The 18,737-nt window shown below is 32.1% G+C and carries 19 protein-coding genes; 11 read left to right on the forward strand and 8 right to left on the reverse strand.

The window, feature by feature from the left end; all coding sequences use genetic code 11:
* Positions 1 to 93 precede the first annotated feature (93 nt).
* Positions 94 to 2,544 carry an endopeptidase La gene (gene lon, locus AST99_RS03945; protein WP_057779384.1) on the reverse strand — a complete coding sequence of 817 codons (2,451 nt, stop codon included), beginning with the start codon at positions 2,542 to 2,544 and terminating at the stop codon, positions 94 to 96.
* A 247-nt stretch (positions 2,545 to 2,791) separates the two neighbouring features.
* Here lon and AST99_RS03950 point away from each other — a divergent pair, with 247 nt between their 5' ends.
* The 8 genes from AST99_RS03950 (at position 2,792) to AST99_RS03985 (ending at position 8,794) form a co-directional block, all read left to right on the forward strand.
* Complete coding sequence (locus AST99_RS03950) at positions 2,792 to 3,346, forward strand: RNA polymerase sigma factor (protein WP_057779385.1); 555 nt, start codon at positions 2,792 to 2,794, stop codon at positions 3,344 to 3,346.
* A gap of 12 nt (positions 3,347 to 3,358) precedes the next feature.
* Positions 3,359 to 3,928, forward strand: coding sequence for a hypothetical protein (locus AST99_RS03955; RefSeq protein ID WP_057779387.1), 570 nt, complete (start codon positions 3,359 to 3,361; stop codon positions 3,926 to 3,928).
* Positions 3,906 to 4,991, forward strand: coding sequence for a hypothetical protein (locus AST99_RS03960; RefSeq protein ID WP_057779389.1), 1,086 nt, complete (start codon positions 3,906 to 3,908; stop codon positions 4,989 to 4,991). Before AST99_RS03955 ends, AST99_RS03960 begins: the two co-directional genes overlap by 23 nt.
* A 19-nt stretch (positions 4,992 to 5,010) precedes the next feature.
* Positions 5,011 to 5,745, forward strand: a complete 735-nt coding sequence (locus tag AST99_RS03965; protein ID WP_057779390.1) for a head GIN domain-containing protein — start codon at positions 5,011 to 5,013, stop codon at positions 5,743 to 5,745.
* A gap of 235 nt (positions 5,746 to 5,980) precedes the next feature.
* Entirely contained in the window at positions 5,981 to 6,850 is an 870-nt protein-coding gene (locus AST99_RS03970; protein ID WP_057779392.1) for an AraC family transcriptional regulator, read from the forward strand.
* Between the two features lie 171 nt (positions 6,851 to 7,021).
* Positions 7,022 to 7,465, forward strand: a complete 444-nt coding sequence (locus AST99_RS03975; RefSeq protein WP_057779394.1) for a MoaF-related domain-containing protein — start codon at positions 7,022 to 7,024, stop codon at positions 7,463 to 7,465.
* Between the two features lie 2 nt (positions 7,466 to 7,467).
* Positions 7,468 to 7,665 carry a hypothetical protein gene (locus AST99_RS03980; protein WP_057779396.1) on the forward strand — a complete coding sequence of 66 codons (198 nt, stop codon included), beginning with the start codon at positions 7,468 to 7,470 and terminating at the stop codon, positions 7,663 to 7,665.
* Positions 7,666 to 7,942: 277 nt separating this feature from the next.
* Positions 7,943 to 8,794, forward strand: coding sequence for an SDR family oxidoreductase (locus AST99_RS03985; protein WP_057779398.1), 852 nt, complete (start codon positions 7,943 to 7,945; stop codon positions 8,792 to 8,794).
* On the opposite strand, the gene AST99_RS03990 is transcribed toward AST99_RS03985, so the two are convergent.
* Together AST99_RS03990 and AST99_RS03995 are read right to left on the reverse strand one after the other, a co-directional pair.
* Positions 8,791 to 10,110: an MFS transporter gene (locus tag AST99_RS03990; protein ID WP_057779400.1), complete on the reverse strand. Its 1,320-nt coding sequence runs from the start codon at positions 10,108 to 10,110 to the stop codon at positions 8,791 to 8,793. The two genes, AST99_RS03985 and AST99_RS03990, sit on opposite strands and share 4 nt — an antisense overlap.
* A 56-nt stretch (positions 10,111 to 10,166) precedes the next feature.
* Positions 10,167 to 10,973, reverse strand: a complete 807-nt coding sequence (locus AST99_RS03995) for a M48 family metallopeptidase (protein ID WP_057779669.1) — start codon at positions 10,971 to 10,973, stop codon at positions 10,167 to 10,169.
* Between the two features lie 113 nt (positions 10,974 to 11,086).
* Here AST99_RS03995 and msrB point away from each other — a divergent pair, with 113 nt between their 5' ends.
* A complete protein-coding gene (msrB, locus tag AST99_RS04000) occupies positions 11,087 to 11,563 on the forward strand; it encodes a peptide-methionine (R)-S-oxide reductase MsrB (RefSeq protein ID WP_057779403.1) in 477 nt (158 codons plus the stop codon).
* Here the strand turns inward: msrB and AST99_RS04005 are convergent, their stop codons facing one another.
* Entirely contained in the window at positions 11,564 to 12,853 is a 1,290-nt protein-coding gene (locus AST99_RS04005; RefSeq protein WP_057779404.1) for an NAD(P)/FAD-dependent oxidoreductase, read from the reverse strand.
* Positions 12,854 to 12,968: 115 nt separating this feature from the next.
* Here AST99_RS04005 and lpdA point away from each other — a divergent pair, with 115 nt between their 5' ends.
* Entirely contained in the window at positions 12,969 to 14,345 is a 1,377-nt protein-coding gene (gene lpdA, locus AST99_RS04010; protein ID WP_057779406.1) for a dihydrolipoyl dehydrogenase, read from the forward strand.
* A 157-nt stretch (positions 14,346 to 14,502) separates the two neighbouring features.
* Here lpdA and AST99_RS04015 read toward each other — a convergent pair whose 3' ends face one another.
* On the reverse strand, positions 14,503 to 15,141 hold the full coding sequence (locus AST99_RS04015) for a porin family protein (protein ID WP_057779408.1): 639 nt from the start codon (positions 15,139 to 15,141) through the stop codon (positions 14,503 to 14,505).
* A 360-nt stretch (positions 15,142 to 15,501) separates the two neighbouring features.
* Here AST99_RS04015 and AST99_RS04020 point away from each other — a divergent pair, with 360 nt between their 5' ends.
* Positions 15,502 to 16,056, forward strand: a complete 555-nt coding sequence (locus AST99_RS04020) for a nitroreductase family protein (protein ID WP_057779411.1) — start codon at positions 15,502 to 15,504, stop codon at positions 16,054 to 16,056.
* 82 nt (positions 16,057 to 16,138) lie between these two features.
* Here AST99_RS04020 and aroQ read toward each other — a convergent pair whose 3' ends face one another.
* The 3 genes from aroQ to AST99_RS04035 form a co-directional block, all read right to left on the reverse strand.
* On the reverse strand, positions 16,139 to 16,555 hold the full coding sequence (gene aroQ, locus AST99_RS04025) for a type II 3-dehydroquinate dehydratase (RefSeq protein WP_057779413.1): 417 nt from the start codon (positions 16,553 to 16,555) through the stop codon (positions 16,139 to 16,141).
* A gap of 94 nt (positions 16,556 to 16,649) precedes the next feature.
* Positions 16,650 to 17,861 (reverse strand): PorT family protein, encoded by a 1,212-nt coding sequence (locus AST99_RS04030; RefSeq protein ID WP_057779415.1) that lies wholly within the window; start codon positions 17,859 to 17,861, stop codon positions 16,650 to 16,652.
* Positions 17,862 to 18,055: 194 nt separating this feature from the next.
* Entirely contained in the window at positions 18,056 to 18,631 is a 576-nt protein-coding gene (locus AST99_RS04035) for a hypothetical protein (RefSeq protein WP_057779417.1), read from the reverse strand.
* Positions 18,632 to 18,737: the final 106 nt, after the last annotated feature.

Raw genomic sequence — 18,737 nt, forward strand, 5'->3', positions numbered from 1 at the left:
ATACATTGACTTCACTCTAAAAAAAAGCATCCAAGCGTATATTGCTTTGGATGCTTTTTACTTATATATTAAGGTAACTGCTTTATTTTAAAACTATAAAGTTTTGGCATTTTTCACTTTCTCTTCTGTTAAAGCGAACTTTAAAACATCACTCATATCTGTGACATAATGGAATGTTAGTCCTTTTAAATACTCTTGCTTTATTTCTTCAATATCGCGTCTGTTATCTTCACATAACATGATTTCTTTAATCTTAGCACGTTTTGCAGCAAGAATTTTTTCTTTTATTCCGCCAACAGGTAACACTTTACCACGTAATGTAATTTCTCCTGTCATGGCTAAACTACTTTTTACTTTACGCTGTGTAAATAAAGAGACTAAAGAGGTTAACATGGTTACACCTGCACTTGGACCATCTTTAGGCGTTGCACCTTCTGGCACGTGAATGTGTACATTATATTTATCGAAAACATCTGGGTTTAAGTCTAATTCTTCAGCATTGGCTTTAATATATTCCATAGCAATGGTAGCCGATTCTTTCATGACTTTACCTAAATTACCCGTAATGCTTAAGTTTCCTTTTCCTTTAGATAAAATAGATTCTATAAATAAAATATCTCCACCAACACGTGTCCAGGCCAAACCTGTAACCACACCAGCTACATTATTGTTTTCGTATTTATCGCGTTCTAATTTTGGTCCGCCTAAAACTTCAATAATATCTTCATTAGAGATTTTTACATTGTATTCTTCTTCTAAAGCAATGTTTTTTGCAACATAACGCACCATTTTTGCAATTTGTTTTTCTAGTCCACGTACTCCAGATTCTCTAGTATACCCTTCAACTATTTTTTCTAATTGCGGCTTCCCTATTTTAACATCTTTGTCTGTTAACCCGTGTTCTTTAATTTGCTTAGGTAGTAAGTGACGCTTAGCAATTTCTACTTTTTCTTCTATAGTATAACCTGTAACGTTTATAATTTCCATACGGTCTAATAAAGCCGGCTGAATAGAATTAAGGCTGTTAGAGGTTGCCACAAACATTACTTTAGACAAATCGTAACCTAATTCTAAGAAATTATCATGAAAAGCACTGTTTTGTTCTGGATCTAAAACTTCTAATAATGCTGAAGATGGATCGCCTTGGTGCGAGTTAGATAGTTTATCAATCTCATCTAAAACAAACACAGGATTAGAGGTTCCTGCTTTTTTAAGACTTTGTAAAATACGTCCTGGCATAGCACCAATGTATGTTTTTCTATGTCCGCGTATTTCTGCTTCATCACGTAAACCCCCTAAAGATACACGAACATATTCGCGACCTAAAGCTTCTGCTATAGATTTTCCTAAAGATGTTTTACCAACACCTGGAGGTCCGTACAGACATAAAATAGGAGATTTCATATCGTTACGTAATTTTAGAACGGCAAGATATTCAATAATACGACGCTTAACATCTTCTAAACCATAGTGATCGCGATCTAAAATACGTTGTGCACGTTTTAAATCAAATTTATCTTTACTAAATTGCTCCCAAGGTAAATCTAAAAATAAATCTAAATAATTACGTTGTATAGAATATTCCGCAACTTGCGGATTCATACGTTGCATTTTAGCTAATTCCTTTTCAAAATGTTTAGAGATGGTTTCGTTCCATTTTTTCTTTTTAGAACGCGCGCGCATCTCTTCAACTTCTTCTTCATAACTCACGCCACCCAATTCTTCTTGAATGGTTTTCATTTGTTGATGTAAGAAATATTCGCGTTGTTGTTGGTTCATATCGCTTTGAACCTTTAACTGTATGTCGTTTTTAAGCTCTAATTTTTGAAACTCAACATTCATATAACGTAAAGTTTCTAAAGCACGTTCTTTAAGGTCGTTTGCCTCAAGAAGACTTTGCTTTTCCTTTACGGTTAAGTTCATATTAGAAGCTACAAAGTTGATTAAAAACGAATTGCTTTCAATATTCTTAATAGCAAAAGAGGCCTCTGTTGGAATACTCGGGCTTTCTTTAATAATTTGAAGTGATAATTCTTTAATAGAATCTATAATAGCATCAAACTCTTTGTTTTTCTTTTCCGGTCTTACCTCAGGAACTTCAGAAATAGTAGCTGTTAAGTAAGGCTCTTCAGAAGTCACTTCTTTAATCTTAAAGCGTTTTTTACCTTGTATAATAACCGTTGTATTACCGTCAGGCATTTTTAGAACTCTTAAAATACGAGCTACAGTTCCAGTTTCGTAGATATCTTTAGCTTCTGGGTCTTCTACATTTTCGTCTTTCTGAGACACAACACCTATTACTTTACCATTTTTATTGGCATCGTTTATAAGTTTAATAGATTTATCTCTGCCAGCAGTAATAGGAATGACAACACCAGGAAATAACACAGTATTACGTAAAGACAATATTGGTAAAACTTCTGGAAGTTCTTCTTTATTTATGGCTTCTTCATCTTCTGGAGTCATTAAAGGTATTAATTCTGAATTCTCATCAAACTCTTGAAATGACAAACTGTCAAGACTTAAAAAATTAGATTTTTTCATATATATATTTAAGTCAATCTGTCATACAATAACACGTATTACAGATTGTTTTATGTTTATAATGCTTTTAATATTTAATTACATGCTTTAATATTAGCCTATTAACGCTATGTTCCTAAAAATAATCAGTATCTATTTTTCAATTAATATGCCAAGCTAATATGAAATTGAAAAACTTTTATTTCTAAAACTGTAACAATTAATGAATACCTTCATCTATATATTAAACCAAATGAAATTTTTGTAGTTGTTACCAACCAATCCACATATCGATACACTTATAACACGTTGTAAATCTGGAGACCAATCGGCACAATTGGAGGTTTATAACAGATATTATAAAGCCATGTATAATACGTCTTTTAGAATTGTAAAAAACAGTTTTGAAGCCGAAGATATTATGCAAGAATCTTTTTTAAAGGCCTTTACTAAGTTAGAGACTTTAAAAGATATAAAAACATTCGGAGCTTGGTTAAAGCGCATTGTTGTGAATAATAGTATACAGCACTTTAATAAAAACCATACGTATGAAGATGTGCCTTTTGATACGGTAATGTATAAAGTTGAAGACACAACAGTCGATTTAAATCAGGATAATGATGCTAAAGCACAAGCCAAGCAAGTCATGCAAACCATGAATACGCTGAAAGATAATTACAGAATAGCACTAACCTTACATTTGATTGAAGGTTACGATTACGAAGAAATGTCTAGTATTATGAATGTGAGTTATGCCAATTGTAGAACGACAGTTTCTAGAGCTAAAGAAAGTTTAAGACAAAAATTACAACAGGTAGTTTAAAAGATAAAGATTATGATACCAGAAGATAAATTAGATGATCTTTTTAAGACGTTACAACACGATTTTGATGTTGAAGAACCTAATGCCCATCATGAAGATCGGTTTTTAGCTAAATTAAAACATCAGAATACCGTAAAACAACCTACTGCAATTAAAAATAGCTACTCCTTCATTAAACCCATAATGGAAGTAGCAGCAACAGTAATACTGTTATTAACGTTAACCTTTGCCTTTCAAACAGAAGACAATCCCACAGATTTAGCAAGTGTATCTCCAGAAATGGCAAAAACACAAAGTTTTTTTAACGCTACAATTGCTCAGGAATTAAAAGAATTAGAAAAAGAAAATGCTCCAGAAGTACAACCATTAATACAAGATGCTTTAAAACAATTAAATATTCTTGAAACCGATTATAATAACCTAAAACAAGATTTAAACAAGAGTGGTCATGATAAACGCGTGATTTATGCCATGATTGCAAATTTTCAAAACCGGATTGAAATCTTAGAGACTGTTTTAGAAACTATAGATACTGTAAAACAATTAAAAAATATATCAAATGAAAACAAGAACACCATATAACATCATCTTTTTACTCTTACTCATACCTTTTATGGCATTGGCAAACACACCAGTTAAAGCAAAACACACAAGGAAAAAAGTAATAAAAAAAGAGTTTAATGTTAATAGTAATGCGACTTTAAGTATAGATAATAGTTACGGAAATGTAGATGTTATTACATGGAATGAAAATCGTATTGTTTTTGAAATTACCATTACAACTAACGGAAACGACTCTGAAAAAGTTCAGAATAAATTAGAAGATATTACTGTAGAGTTTAATGCTACACCAAGTTTTGTATCTGCCAAAACTCTGTTTAGTAAAACAAAATCTAAATGGTGGGATTGGACTGGTTCGAGTAATGTGAATATGAAAATTAATTACATTGTCAAGATCCCCATTACTAACAGTGTAAATTTAAGTAACGACTATGGCGCAATTAATTTAGATAAACTTGAAGGTCGTGCAAAAATTAATTGCGATTATGGTAAAATTACAACCAAAGAATTAATGGCAGATAATAATGAAATAGAATTTGATTACACCTCTAACTCCTATTTTGAATACATTAAAAGCGGTACCATTAATGCAGATTATAGTGGCTTTACAGTTGCCAAAACCAAAGACCTACTTATTGAAGCCGATTATACTAATAGTAAAGTTGAAATAGGTGAAAACGTAACCTATAATTGTGATTACGGAAGTATGACCATAGATATGGTTAACAATTTTAAAGGTGAAGGCGATTATTTAACCGTGGTTATTGGCGATGTTTATAAATCGGTTCACATTGATGCCGATTATGGCTCTATAAAAATTAAAAACATGACAGCTAATGCCAATAATGTACGCATAGACTCAGATTATGTCGGTATAAAAATTGGTTACGATCCTAAGTATGTTTTCGACTTTGAATTGGATTTAGAGTATGCCGATTTAAGAGATCAAGACGGATTCGAATTTAGCTCAAAACGTATTGAATCTAGCGACAAATATTATAAAGGGTATTACGGTCGTGCAAACTCAGGAAACACTGTAAAAATTAATTCAGATTACGGAAGCGTATCATTCATAAAAAACTAATCATCAAATCAATCTAAAAATGAAAACAGTTATTTTAAAAAGCGTAAGTATACTTGGTGTACTAGCCTTATCATTAACCTCTTGTGCGCAATACAGCACTAACAGTATAAGTGGCAACGGAGATGTTGTTACGACTAAAAGAACGACAGATACATACGACGATATTTCATGTTCTGGCTCTATGGATTTTATACTTGTAAAAGGTACAGAAGGTGACATTACTCTACAAGGAGAATCTAATTTGTTAGAGTATGTTATAACGGAAGTCCATAACGATGTGTTGGTTGTAAAGATTCAAGATGGCGTAAATATTAGAACCATAAATAATGATATTATTATTACCATTCCATTCGAAAAAATTTCTAAAGTATCATTAACCGGCTCTGGAGATTTATACAATCAGGATACGATAGAAACAGATAATTTAAAAGCCAGTATCACGGGTTCTGGAGATGTTATTTTAGATGTCATGACGAGCGAAATCAAAGGAAGTGTTACGGGTTCAGGGGATTTAACTTTAAAAGGTAAAACAGAAAAGTTAGATGTTAGTGTTACGGGATCAGGAGATTTTCACGGCTTTGATTTAGACTCACAAAACACCGAGGTTACGGTTACAGGTTCTGGAGATGCTGCTGTTGTATCTACAGAGCATATTAAAGCTCGAGTATCTGGTTCTGGTGATATTGTATATAGAGGAAATCCTAAACAAGAAGATACTAAAGTGTCTGGTTCTGGGAGCATAGAAATGGAGTAAAAACTAACATAACTCACTTTAATACTAAATATTAAAGCCGGAATTAGATTATATTTTGGGCTAAAATCGAAATGGTAATATAGCTATCTCCATTTAGGTCTGTAAAAATTAATTCTCTTGCCGCTAGCAGCAAGAGAATTAAAAACAGTAACTTAAACCGTTCTAATTAAATGAAATTTTTTCATTATTAATTTAAATTAGCTATAAAACACCCTGTTTTCAAAATATTAATACCTTGAAAAACATACCTAACATAACATTTCAAAAAGACGAAAACACTACAGATTTTGAGTTCATCAACCTTACAACCTTATTTGACAAATTATCACACGTAGAAGACCATAATCCAACGCAACCTCATAGAATTTCGTTTTTTGCCTTATTGGTTGTTACCCAAGGTACAGGCAGCCATCAAATAGATTTAATAGATTATGAAATAAAGTCAGGAACCGTTTTAAAAATTGCTAAAGGTCAAGTGCATGCTTTTCAAAAGAATCCAAATTACCAAGGCTATTTAATCTTATTTACCGAAAGTTTTGTGCTTCATTATTTTTCAAAATCGTCTATTAATCTCATTTCACACTTATACAACCACTACCTCTTCTCTCCTATTTCAAATGAAATTTCTCTAAACGAAACCTTTCTAAGTCAATTAAAAAGTGAAATACAAGAAGACAACTCGGTGACCCAGAAAAACATCATCGCGTCTGTAATTAACATCTATCTGCTTCAACTAGAAAGACATGCTAAAACTAAAGTGTTCGAAAATTACAATCCGAAGCATTTAGATGTATTTATTGCTTTTAAAAACCTAGTAGAAAACCATTTCACGACCACTCGAAATGTCCAAGATTACTCCGAAATGTTATCTATTTCGCGTAAACTTCTTAATCAATTGGTTAAAAATATCACCTTAAATACTGCCAAAGTGTATATTGATAATTATGTAGTGTTAGAAGCCAAGCGCAACATCATTACAACTAAGCAAAGTATTAAAGAGATTGCTTTCGAAATGGGATTTGACGAAGTGACCAACTTCACAAAGTTTTTTAAAAAAAATACTGGCGTAAGTCCGAAGGTTTTTAAATCTGAAGTCAACCAATAATTCCCACATTTACCATTTTTAGCTTCACTTGTATCAGCTGTTTTTAATTAAATCGGCGCAATTTTGTATGGAATTACTGCAACTACCTTTTTAACAAATTAGTAGCTGGATAAGAAATAATAGTGAGAACGATACATTCAACTTTTAAGTATCACTTTAAAATTAATTGCAATGAAGACAAAATTTATAACACTTATGTGTTTAGCCGTATTAGGTTTAGGACAGGTTTTTGCTCAAAATCAAACAGAACATACTGCTTTCAAATTTGGAGAAGCAGAACACTTTTTAGATGGCTATTCGTTTAACTTCCAGTATCAAGACGGAAAAGCATTACATATGTCATTTAGTGATGGTAAAGCTGAATACGAATGGATTCTGGGGCCTAAAAAAGGTAATGGTAATACCAACATACCGTATCGCTCGCGTAAACTTAGTGAACATTCCTATTTAATAAATTGGCATGAAACCGGTAAAAAAGATTATTTAACCCTAGTGGTAGATTTCGAAAAGATGATTGTGCATAGTTCGATTATCGTAGGGTATGAAAACCAACCAGAACGGCCTTTAAAAACGGTATTTTTAACAGGAATTATTGACCATTTAAAACAAGACTAAAAATGAGTAAAGTAGCAGAATGCCCAACATGTGGCGGCAAATGTAAAATTAAAGAAACACATGGCAAAGTGAGTTACCAAGCCCTGCAAGACGATGAATTAATTAAAAAAGTAGGGCAATTAAAAAATGCCATGCAAAAAATTCAAGAGAAAGCTGAAACTTTAGAAAAAGAATTAGAAGCCTTAAAAAGCACAATGTAAAAGACGTTTTTAAAGAAAAATTACGAGAAACTTATAGTAATGAAAATCGCAAACTTTGCATTAATTCCTATTTTAAAAACGAGATTACAAAGTGGCACCGTGAATATAGATATGCTCAATCATATTTCTGAAGATTTGCCATTAGAATGATGACAATAGTACTAAACTACACTCCGTTTTTATTCCTTTTAGAATTATAAATTTGTAGGTATTTGAAATAGTGTGCATTCAGAACGAAAAAGCCATTAAAATACTAACTGAAAACAAAATTTAAAACATGAAAATAGCAGTAACATCAGCAAGCGGAAAATTAGGTGCATCCATCGTACAGCATTTAATTCAAGACATAGGAAAAGAAAATGTAATTGGCATTGCAAGAACACCAGCAAGAGCCGAGCACTTGGGCGTCGAAATTAGAAAAGGCGATTATAATAATCGTGAAGATTTTGAAGAGGCACTTCAAGGCATAGATACGTTACTTTTAGTTTCGGGGATGGACGAACCACAAAAACGCATTATCCAACACAGAAATGTAATTGAAGCGGCAAAAATAAATGGCGTGAAAAAAATAGTTTACACCAGTATTGTAGGAGCTGAAAAGGGAAATGCCTTTAGTCCCATTGTACAGACTAATAAACAAACCGAAGAAGACGTCATTGCTTCAGGATTGGATTATGTAATTGGTAGAAATGGAATATACATTGAACCCGATTTAGAATATTTAGAGACTTATATTGAAGACGGCGAAATAAGAAACTGCGCTGGAGAAGGAAAATGTACTTACACCAGTCGGCAAGAGTTAGGCTATGCATACACAAAAATGTTAACAGAAGAAAAACACAACGGACAAACTTATAATCTGGTGGGCGAAGCTATTACACAAACCCAATTGGCAGATTACATCAATGAAGTGTATGGAACTAAATTAACTTTTAAATCTGTTTCAGAAGAAGATTATTTAGCTGAACGACAAGCCGCATTAGGTGATTTTATCGGGACGATAATTGCTGGAATTTATCAAGGGATTAAAAATGGTGCCAATGATGTTCCTTCTGATTATGAAAAAGCAACTGGAAGCACACACACAACTGCATTAAAAATGATTAAAGCGTATAAAAATAAAAACTAAGATGTTTCATGTTTAGGAACTCTATATAACAGTATTATCCCAATTAAAAAGAATATAAATAAGAATAAAATTGCATTTCGCATGCTTCCTGTTAATTGGTCAATACTTCCATATATTACCATTCCAATTACAATTCCTATTTTTTCTGCAACATCAAAGAAACTAAAATACGATGTTGTATCATTTGTTTCTGGTAAAAATTTGGAATATGTCGATCTAGATAAAGCTTGTATTCCGCCCATAACCAATCCAACAAACATAGCTGTAATATAAAATTGCGTAGGTGTTTCTACAAAATAACCGTAAAAGCATAAACACATCCAAATAAAATTAATCACAATAAGTGTTTGTATGTTTCCAAACTTAGCAGATGCTTTAGAAGTTAAAACTGCTCCTAATATAGCGACAATCTGTATAACCAAAATACTAACAATAAGTCCCATGGTTTTTTCTTGATCTCCTCCCCAATCTACTTCTTGTTCTCCAAAATATGTAGCCACAAGCATAATGGTTTGTACAGCCATACTATAAACAAAAAAAGCTCTTAAATAACGCTTCAGTCTTAAGTTTTCTTTAATATCAGCAAATACAAGTTTTAGTTCTTTAAACCCATTAAACAAGACAGCTTTAGTTACTTTATGTCCTGTTTTTGCTCCTTTAGGTAAAATATAATAGGTGTACTGACTAAAAACAATCCACCAAATTCCAACAGTTATAAAAGAATAACGCATGGCTTTCATAGCGGCTTCACCTTCTGTACCTGTAATACCAAACAGATCAGGTTTCATAACCATAGCTAAATTAAATAGCAGTAATAAGACACTCCCTATATAACCTAAAGAAAAACCTTTGGCACTAATTTTATCTTGTTGTTCTGGAAATGCAATATCTGGTAAGTATGAATTATAAAACACTAAACTTCCCCAATATCCAATTAAACCCAAAAAGTAAAATACTAAACTGATATAAATGTAATCCAGACTGAACCAATTTAAACCAATACAAGCTATACCGCCGGTGTAACAGAAAAATTTCATAAATACTTTTTTATTACCAATGAAATCGGCGATACCAGAAAGTATAGGCGATAAAAATGCAATAACTAAAAAAGCAAAAGCTGTTATAAAGGAAATTAAAGCCGTGTTTTTTATATCGGTTCCAAAAATATGGACTTGTTTATCTGTTGTTGTAAATAGGGCTCCATAAAAAATAGGAAATATTGTAGATGCAATAGTTAAGGTGTAAACCGAATTTGCCCAATCGTAAAAAGCCCAAGCATTTAAAAGTTTCTTACTCCCCTTTGGATATGTTTTCATTGTAGAAAAATAAAAATTCTAGTGATATAGAATTGAATTAAAAATAGTTTACCAACTTAATCTGTGAACGATGTAACCCCAAACTTTTCAGCCTCTGCTTTGGCACTTGGCACTAAGGCTGCTAATGAAGAAATTCTACTTTCATTTGCAGGGTGTGTACTTAAAAATTCTGGTGTATTACTAGTTTCCATACGTGTCCAAAGTTTTGGAGCTGCTTCAGGGTTATACCCCGCAATGGCCATTAACACAATCCCAATTCTATCGGCTTCTGCTTCATGACTTCTACTAAAAGGTAAAGTCCCTAACACTGTTGATCCGACACCATAATACGTATTAAACATATCTCTACTTTCTTGATCTGTAAGAGCAATATTCCCCGTTAAGGCAATACCTTGTTGTATATAAGCGGCACTCATACGTTGCTGTCCGTGATTCGCTAAAGCATGTGCAACTTCGTGTCCCATTATAGCAGCTATGCCTGCATCTGTTTGTGCAACCGGTAAAATACCAGTATAAAACACAATCTTTCCACCTGGCATACACCAAGCATTTTTAGTGTCGTCTTCTACTAAATTATATTCCCATTTATAACCATCTAAATAGCCAACATAACCATTAGCATTTAAATAACGTTCTGCTGCTTTTGCTATACGCTGACCAATTCTTGTAATTCGAGCAGCATCTTCGGTACCTTGAACAATTTTATTTTCTTTTAAAAAGGTATCATATTGTTTAAATGATGAGGCAAATAAGTTATCGTTATTAACTAAAGCCATGGTTTGTTTCCCTGTAAATGGATTTGTTGCGCAAGATGCGAAAACAAACAGGCTTACCAAAAGACAAATACGCGATGTTAATTTCATAAACATTTTTTCTAATTGATTAATACCTAAAAGTTTGTTAAGTTAAAACTTAAAGTGAAAATATTTCGTAAGTATAAACATATAAAACGACAATTAAAAAAAACAAATGTATTATGAAACCTATTTTAATATTATGCCTAGCCTTTAGTTTATTTTCGTGTAACGGATTCTCACAAAAAAAAGTTGACAAAGGCACAACTTACGACGTGGTAAAAACAGAAGCTGAATGGAAAGCCCAACTTACCCCTTTACAATACCGTGTATTGAGACAAGAAGGCACCGAGCAACCCTTTACTAGTCCGATTAATAAAATTTATGAAGACGGGACTTATGTATGTGCCGCTTGCGAAACGCCTTTATTTAAAAGTGAAGATAAATTTGATTCTGGAACAGGATGGCCAAGTTTTGACAACTATATAAAAGGTAATGTACTCTTCTCTAAAGGTGGAGGCGGAATGTACGGTACAGAGGAACATTGCGCAACTTGTGGCGGACATTTAGGACATGTTTTTAATGACGGACCAAGAAAAACTACAGGAAAAAGACATTGTATTAATGGTGCTGCTATCACCTTTGTACCAAAAGCATAGTTATTCGTCCGATTTCAATTTCTTTTTATACGGACGAATAATTAATCGGGCTTCTCTATCAAACCTGATATAGTTATATACCCAATTTACAAAAACAATCATTCTGTTTCTAAATCCAATTAAAAAGAAAAGGTGTACAAACATCCATACAAACCAAGCAAAAATTCCCTGAAATTTAAACTTTGGCATATCTACCACTGCTTTATTTCTCCCTACAGTAGCCATTGCGCCTTTATCTTTATAAATAAAAGGTTCTAATGGTAAGCCCTCTAATAAGCGCTTTAAATTGTGTCCTAATTGTTTACCTTGTTGGATTGCCGGTTGGGCCATCATGGGATAACCATAAGGTGTAGCTTCAGTTTCTACTTGAGCTACATCTCCTATTGCAAATAAGTTTGGATAAGACTTTAACTGATTAAATTCGTTTACAATAATTCTACTACTTCTAGAAATTAAATGATCAGCATCTAAACCTTTTACTGTAGCACCTTTAACACCAGCAGCCCAAATTAGGGTTGCTGTTTCAAAAACAACATCGGTATTTGTTGTAACCACTTTCCCATCATAATTAGATACGCGAGTGTTTTTCCAAACGTTAACACCTAAATCTTCTAAAAACATTCCTGCCTTTTCTGAAGCCTCTTCACTCATTTCTTTTAAAATACGATCTCCTGATTGTACTAAATTAATTTGAGCCAAACGGGTATCTAAATCCGGATAATCTTTAGGTAAAATTCCTTTTTTAATCTCTGCTAAAGCCCCAGCAAGTTCAACTCCTGTTGGTCCAGCTCCAACAATTACAAAATTCATTAATGCGTTGCGCTCTTGTAAATTAGATGTTAACAAGGCTTCTTCAAAATTTTCTAAAATTAAACTTCTTAAATTTAAAGCCTGCGGAATGGTTTTCATGGACATGCTATTGTTTTCAATAGATGTATTTCCAAAATAATTAGTTTCAGAACCTGAAGCAATAACTAAATAATCATATTTTAAAGTGCCAATATCTGTAAGAATCGTATTGTTGTCTGGCTCAATTTCTAAAACATTAGCCAATCTAAACTGAAAATTAGAATAATCTTGAAGAATCTTCCTGATAGGGTACGCTATAGAATCTGGCTCTAATCCTCCAGTTGAAACTTGATATAATAAGGGTTGAAAATTATGATAATTATGCTTGTCTAAAAGTACAACTTGTACATCTTGTTTAGATAATACTTTTGCCAAAGATACACCAGCAAAACCTCCGCCAATAATTACAATACGCGGATTACTTGTTCTGTTTATATTCATATATAGTTACTTACTAAACAAAGGTAATAAAAGATCTATTTTTTTACCTATCTAAATTCATTATTCGGATTAGGTTTCGTAAATTCGTAGCATTAAACGATTTAATGAATTAATCATGAGTAAATACGATATTATTGTTCTTGGAAGTGGTCCTGGAGGCTACGTAACCGCTATTAGAGCGTCTCAATTAGGTTTTAAAACTGCCATAGTAGAAAAAGAAAACTTAGGTGGTGTATGCCTAAATTGGGGATGTATTCCTACAAAAGCCCTTTTAAAGTCAGCTCAAGTATTCGAATATTTAAAACATGCAGAAGACTACGGTTTATCTGTTAAAGAATACGACAAAGATTTTGGTGCCGTTGTAAAACGTAGTCGAGGTGTTGCTGAAGGCATGAGTAAGGGAATTCAATTTTTAATGAAAAAAAATAAAATTGATGTCATTGAAGGATACGGAACATTAAAACCAGGTAAAAAGGTTGATGTTGACGGAACTGAGTACAGCGCAGATCACATTATAGTGGCTACAGGTGCACGTTCTCGTGAATTACCTAATTTACCACAAGACGGTAAAAAAGTAATCGGATACCGTCAAGCTATGACATTACCAGAACAACCAAAGAAAATGATTGTTGTAGGTTCTGGAGCTATCGGAATTGAATTTGCGTATTTCTATAATTCTATGGGTACAGAAGTAACTGTAGTTGAATATTTACCAAACATTGTTCCTGTTGAAGATGAAGACGTTTCTAAACAATTAGAACGTTCTTTTAAGAAAATCGGAATTAAAGTTATGACATCTGCAGAAGTAACTACTGTTGATACGTCTGGAGATGGTGTTAAAGCTACTGTGAAAACAGCTAAAGGCGAAGAAGTTCTTGAAGCTGATATTATTCTTTCTGCAGTAGGTATTAAAACAAATATTGAAAATATTGGTTTAGAAGATGTTGGTATTGCTGTAGACCGTGATAAGGTTTTAGTAAACGATTTCTACCAAACAAATGTTCCTGGATATTATGCCATTGGAGATATTACTCCCGGACAAGCTTTAGCTCACGTTGCTTCTGCTGAAGGTATTTTATGTGTGGAAAAAATAGCTGGTATGCATGTAGAGCCAATTGACTACGGAAACATTCCTGGATGTACTTATGCATCTCCAGAAATTGCTAGTGTTGGTTTAACTGAAAAACAAGCAAAAGAAAAAGGTTACGATTTAAAAATTGGTAAATTCCCGTTCTCTGCTTCAGGTAAAGCAAGTGCTTCTGGAAACAAAGATGGTTTTGTAAAAGTGATTTTTGATGCTAAATATGGTGAATGGTTAGGATGCCACATGATTGGTGCAGGTGTTACAGACATGATTGCTGAAGCTGTTTTAGGTCGTAAATTAGAGACTACAGGTCATGAAGTATTAAAAACAATTCACCCTCACCCAACTATGAGTGAAGCGGTAATGGAAGCTGTTGCTGATGCTTATGATGAAGTCATTCATATATAAGCTTAATATTGTTATAAAATTTTTAAAAGGTGATTTGAGTATATTCAAATCACCTTTTTTTATGTATTAGGTCTGAGACTGAAACATATTAGGTATTCATAAAACAAAAAGGTCTCAGATTATTCTGAGACCTTTTTATAAATGTTATCAATAGTGTTTAGAACATATAGCCTAAACCAAACTGCCAAACATTGTTTTTAGCGTCTACATCTCCAAGATAAGCATTATCTTCAATTATGTTTGTTAATCCAACAGTATAGCGTGCACTTATAAACACACCATTATGAAATTTATAAGATGTACCAAATGCTAAACTCGTATCGAAGTCTTTAATATTAGAATCATCACTATCTATTTCAATGTCTCCACCATCATCATTTGGTTTACTATCAATTTCTTCATGAACTTTAAATCCAAACTGTGGTCCTACTTCAACACTTAATCCTTCTATTAAATAAGCTTTTAATAACAGAGGAACTTGAATGTAGTCTAATTGATATTCTACATTTTCATCAGTATCAAATACATTATCTTGATCTATTTCTTTAAGATCAAAACCTTGCCCCGAATAAAATACCTCTGGTTGAAATGAGAAACGTTCTGAAATTGGAACTTCTGCAACTAAACCAGCATTAAAACTTGTTCTTGAATCTACATCACCAATATCATCCCCGCTAACATCTGAAAAATTAACTCCAGCTTTGGCTCCTATTTGAAATTCTCTAGAATCTGATTGTGCATGAATTGATGTTAATGCAAATAAAAATGCTCCTGTAAATACAATTAATTTTTTCATTTTTTCTGTTGTTTTATTGAGTTATAAGAACAAAACTATAGGTCATAAACCTACTAGCAATACGGCTTAACAGCAAATTAACAAGAAAGTTATTTTGACTAAAAATCAATCGTAAATGTTTAAATTCCTTGTAAACTCTATTGATTTAATGATTAACTCTTTTGTGATTTTAAATCCAATTTTCAGAAAAATGAATCTGCGATAAGGGAAAATATAGATGTTGCTAAAACAGCTTAAATTTTTCTTTTATGGTCCTATGTTACCATCTTCATTTATAATTAAAAAGTGAATGACACAAAAATTTCTTAAACCATTATTCTATTGCATTTGCTATTATTACATTTGAATAAAACATATTACATGGCATTAAAAGACCTTATACAAAACAGACGTTCTGTTTTTCCAGATCAATATAACGACAAACCTGTTTCTAATGCAGTTATTTTAGAGCTGTTAGAAGCCGCTAATTGGGCACCAACACATAAACGGACAGAACCTTGGCGTTTTAAAGTTTTACAAGGTGAGAAGAAAGCTGAGTTAGGTGTGTTTTTAGCAGAAAAATTTAAAGCCACCGCAGAAAAATTTTCTGAATTTAAATACAATAAAATTCAAAGAAATGCTAAAAATGCAGGAGCCATACTAGCTATCTGTATGGATAGAGATGTGGAAGATAGTATACCAGAATGGGAAGAAGTTGCCGCTACTGCTATGGCGGTACAAAATATGTGGCTTACTGCTACAGACTTAGGACTTGGCGCCTATTGGAGTTCTCCAGGATTAATTACTACAATGCATGAATTCTTTAGCTTAAAACCTAATGAAAAGTGTCTCGGTTTTTTATATGTAGGCTATTATGATGGTCCTGTTCCAGAACGTACACCAAAACCTATTGAAGATAAAATAGAATGGTTATAATATAAAGCTTCTGATGTATATCAGAAGCTTCTTTTTTTATATCAAATAATTAAACGTATTGTACTTAAAACAATTTACTTTGTCATAAAAAGCTTTGAATAGCTAATTCATAACTCTGTAAACCAAAACCAAGAATGACACCTTTGGCATTCGGAGAAATATAAGACTGATGTCTAAAAGCTTCTCTAGCAAACGTATTAGAAATATGCACTTCTACAACAGGAGTTTCAATGGCTTTAACTGCATCTCCTAATGCAACAGAAGTATGAGTATAAGCGGCAGCATTTAAAACGATACCATCAAAACTAAAACCTACTTCATGCATTTTATCTATAAGATCTCCTTCTGTATTAGATTGAAAGTATGTTAATTCTACAGTATTGTATTTTTCTTTAATGGTTTCAAAAAAATCTGTAAACGTTAAGCTACCATAAATTGCCGGTTCGCGTTTACCTAATAAATTTAAATTTGGGCCGTTTAATATTAAAATTTTTTTCATAAAGTAAAAGTATAAAAGATTACGGCATAAAAAAAGGCGAAAATTTAATTTCGCCTTTTAAAATTTTGGTTTGTAATTCGTGTCAATATAAGAATTAAAATAAAGTATAACCTAAAATTAACGATGCTGCGTTGTAAGACGATGTCCAACCACCTAATTGATTTACTATATCTCTTTTTGAATACAATCTAATTTCGGCACTGTATTTATCTTTGAATTTATAACCTGCGCCAAATGCGAAGTTTAATGCTGGTTCAATATCAAGCTTATTAATAAGTATATCATCAAACTTTTTCTCTATTGATGCATCAGATACGAAATCTAAAACCATAGACGCATTCAGGAAAATTTTTGAATTGTCGTTTAAATACGAATAATGCCTTAAACTTAAGGGTATTTCTATTGACGAATAATTTAAATCAAATGAGCCTGTAAAGTCACCTACTCTTGGTGTATATATTTTAGAATTATATTTTCGGTAAGTCGGTTCTATAGAAATAGCTAGTTTATTGTTTAGAAAAGGAAGAATTATTTCAGCCTCAAGACCAATTCCAAATGTAATTTTATTCTCAAAATCGTAAGAATCTAAATTAACTCGATCTCCAATTTCCGTTAATGTCAAGGAATTACTATTTATTCTAGGACGAATATTAATGTAAAATACTTTATGTTTTTTTAGGTACACTACATGCTGTGAATTTTCACACGTATTGTAGGTTATAAAAAAACCTGACAAATCATTCTCATCATACTTTAAATTAATAGTATCATAAAAATCAATACCTTCACAGGTTAAGTTTTCGAATAATTGCTTTCTATAAGTTCTATTTTCTTGTTTGGCCTTATAATTTTCATCTCTATACGATTTAAAAATTAATTGTTGGGGAGCTAAAATATCTGTAGAGAAAAAGAAAATCTCTACACCTTTTTCTTTATAAGAATATAGATTAGCTTTACCTTCAATTATAACTCTTAAAAAGAGTGATTCTGTTTTAAATGCAAAATCTTTAGCATTTTCATGCAATGGATCTTCTCGTCCAATTTCAACAGATTGTTTAACAAATTTATAAGTATTGTATATACTTATTTCTTTTATTAGATTATAATTTATGGTTTTAACTTCAGAATCTTGTTCTAATTTATAATTAATTGGGTCTGTAGAATTTTGAATGTTACTATTATTTTTTAGATAACATTCTATTGTATTTCCGGAAGTGTCTACAAAGTAGCCTTTTTCATATTTAATTTGTGCAAAGATATTTACGAATTGTAAACAAGCAATAATGACAAGTAGAATTTTTTTCATTTTCATGTAAATTTGGTAAAACAAATATACGGTCTTTAAATAAAAAGATTGAGCTGTTAGATCTTACAAAGTTCAAATTTAACCCCTAAAATGTTATAAAATTTTACAGCTATACTCCTATCTATAAAAGAGATTACGGCATAAAAAAAGGCGAAAATTTAATTTCGCCTTTTTTTAATATTTTGTATTGGGTTTTAGTTTAAATTAAACATAAAACCAAAGTTAAGTGTAGACCAAGTAATCCAACTATTATTACTAACACCTGTATAAGACAAGTTTAATTGAATTTTTTCATTTAAATTAAAACCAAGCATTGGTCTGTAATAAAACCCTCCGTTAAACTGATCACTTACACCAATAGCATATCCAAAATCTCCTCCAAATTCAATCTGATTGGAAGGCACATAACGTGTCGCTAATGCAATTGGAATAAATTGAGCATCTTCTTTAACATAGTAATCAAACAAATAATCGGTATCATTATATACCACACCATAACCCGTAGCAATACCCATATTTAATAAAGGGGCAACTGGAGTTAAATAATTAATATCTGCTGAAAATCCTGCAGAGGCATAATCGTTCAATTCGTAAACCGGTAACATAAAACTAGCCCCTATGTTTACACCAGCATGTCCTGTTGGTAATGCTCTGTAAGTTGTTTGAGGTTGTGTTGTGGTTGTAGTCGTGGTTCTTCTAACTACCGTTTGTGCATTTAAACTTAAAGAGATAAATACAACAAAAATTAAGGCAAAGTAATTGTTTTTCATAATTAATAGTTATTGATTAATAATAAAACATTTGATGGTTTAATAAATGTTTATAACGCATCAAAATTACTATTTTATTATTAAATAGCTATTTTATGAAAAACTT

The organism is Formosa algae, from assembly GCF_001439665.1.
Taxonomy (GTDB): domain Bacteria; phylum Bacteroidota; class Bacteroidia; order Flavobacteriales; family Flavobacteriaceae; genus Formosa; species Formosa algae.

Excerpts from the sequence above, each read along its gene's own strand:
- lon (WP_057779384.1), bottom strand. The coding sequence starts at position 2,544 with ATGAAAAAATCTAATTTTTTAAGTCTTGACAGTTTGTCATTTCAAGAG.
- AST99_RS03955 (WP_057779387.1), top strand. The coding sequence starts at position 3,359 with ATGATACCAGAAGATAAATTAGATGATCTTTTTAAGACGTTACAACAC.
- AST99_RS03960 (WP_057779389.1), top strand. The coding sequence starts at position 3,906 with ATGAAAACAAGAACACCATATAACATCATCTTTTTACTCTTACTCATA.
- AST99_RS03965 (WP_057779390.1), top strand. The coding sequence starts at position 5,011 with ATGAAAACAGTTATTTTAAAAAGCGTAAGTATACTTGGTGTACTAGCC.
- AST99_RS03975 (WP_057779394.1), top strand. The coding sequence starts at position 7,022 with ATGAAGACAAAATTTATAACACTTATGTGTTTAGCCGTATTAGGTTTA.
- AST99_RS03980 (WP_057779396.1), top strand. The coding sequence starts at position 7,468 with ATGAGTAAAGTAGCAGAATGCCCAACATGTGGCGGCAAATGTAAAATT.
- AST99_RS03985 (WP_057779398.1), top strand. The coding sequence starts at position 7,943 with ATGAAAATAGCAGTAACATCAGCAAGCGGAAAATTAGGTGCATCCATC.
- AST99_RS03990 (WP_057779400.1), bottom strand. The coding sequence starts at position 10,110 with ATGAAAACATATCCAAAGGGGAGTAAGAAACTTTTAAATGCTTGGGCT.
- AST99_RS03995 (WP_057779669.1), bottom strand. The coding sequence starts at position 10,973 with ATGAAATTAACATCGCGTATTTGTCTTTTGGTAAGCCTGTTTGTTTTC.
- msrB (WP_057779403.1), top strand. The coding sequence starts at position 11,087 with ATGAAACCTATTTTAATATTATGCCTAGCCTTTAGTTTATTTTCGTGT.
- AST99_RS04005 (WP_057779404.1), bottom strand. The coding sequence starts at position 12,853 with ATGAATATAAACAGAACAAGTAATCCGCGTATTGTAATTATTGGCGGA.
- lpdA (WP_057779406.1), top strand. The coding sequence starts at position 12,969 with ATGAGTAAATACGATATTATTGTTCTTGGAAGTGGTCCTGGAGGCTAC.
- AST99_RS04015 (WP_057779408.1), bottom strand. The coding sequence starts at position 15,141 with ATGAAAAAATTAATTGTATTTACAGGAGCATTTTTATTTGCATTAACA.
- AST99_RS04020 (WP_057779411.1), top strand. The coding sequence starts at position 15,502 with ATGGCATTAAAAGACCTTATACAAAACAGACGTTCTGTTTTTCCAGAT.
- aroQ (WP_057779413.1), bottom strand. The coding sequence starts at position 16,555 with ATGAAAAAAATTTTAATATTAAACGGCCCAAATTTAAATTTATTAGGT.
- AST99_RS04030 (WP_057779415.1), bottom strand. The coding sequence starts at position 17,861 with ATGAAAAAAATTCTACTTGTCATTATTGCTTGTTTACAATTCGTAAAT.
- AST99_RS04035 (WP_057779417.1), bottom strand. The coding sequence starts at position 18,631 with ATGAAAAACAATTACTTTGCCTTAATTTTTGTTGTATTTATCTCTTTA.